At 63.5% G+C, this 940-nt stretch carries 1 protein-coding gene; it reads right to left on the bottom strand.

Features of this window, described 5'->3' with window-relative positions; all coding sequences use genetic code 11:
- Window positions 1-940 (bottom strand): IS630 family transposase (locus ABD255_RS43440; protein ID WP_344222742.1); only part of this gene is annotated, 940 nt, incomplete at both ends.

Below are 940 nucleotides of genomic sequence, written 5' to 3'. Positions count from 1 at the left end.
GCTCTTGTGGGTTCCGCGGCGGATCTTCTGCTCGGTGAGGTGACCGAACCAGCGTTCGACCTGGTTGAGCCACGACGAACCGGTCGGGGTGAAATGCATGTGGAAGCGGGGATGTTTGGCCAGCCAGGCTTTGATCGCAGGGGTTTTGTGGGTGCCGTAGTTGTCGGCCACGATGTAGACATCCAGACCCTCCGGCACCGTCTTGTCGATCGTGGCCAGGAACTTCTTGAACTCGCTCGCACGATGCTGGCGATGCAACTCGGTGATCACCGTGCCGTCGGCAACATTGAACGCCGCGAACAACGACGTGATCCCGTTGCGCCGGTAGTCGTGGGTGCGCCGCTGCGGCATGCCCGGCATCATCGGCAACACCGGCTGCGACCGATCCAGCGCCTGGATCTGCGACTTCTCATCCACACACAACACCACCGCCCGCTCCGGCGGATTGTGATACAGCCCGACCACATCGACGACCCGCTCCACGAACAACGGATCGGTCGACACCTTGAACCCATCGACCCGATGCGGCTTCAGACCGAAATCGCGCCAGATCCGCCCGATCGTCGAACGAGACAAACCAGTCCGCTTCGCCATCGACGACTGCGACCAATGCGTGGCATCGGCCGGCTTCGATTCCAGCGTCGCCACGATCACATCCTCAACCTGATCCAGACTCACCGACGACGGCCGACCCGGCCGATCCTCATCCACCAACCCATCCAGACGCTCCCGCAAGAACCGGCGCCGCCACTTACCCACCGTCGCCTCAGAACACCCCAACGCTGCCGCGACCTCCTTGCTCACCGCCCCCGGCACAGCGCAACCAAGAACGATCCGCGACCGCAACGCCAGCACCTGCGCCGTCTTACCCCTGCGCGCCCAACGCTCCAACTGCGCACGCTCATCAACACTCAACACCAACTCGGCCTTCGGCCGCCCA

Origin of the sequence: Kribbella sancticallisti, assembly GCF_039530625.1 — a bacterium.
In the GTDB taxonomy this organism is placed as follows: Bacteria; Actinomycetota; Actinomycetes; order Propionibacteriales; family Kribbellaceae; genus Kribbella; species Kribbella sancticallisti.
This window is presented reverse-complemented; position numbering and strand designations above follow the sequence as displayed.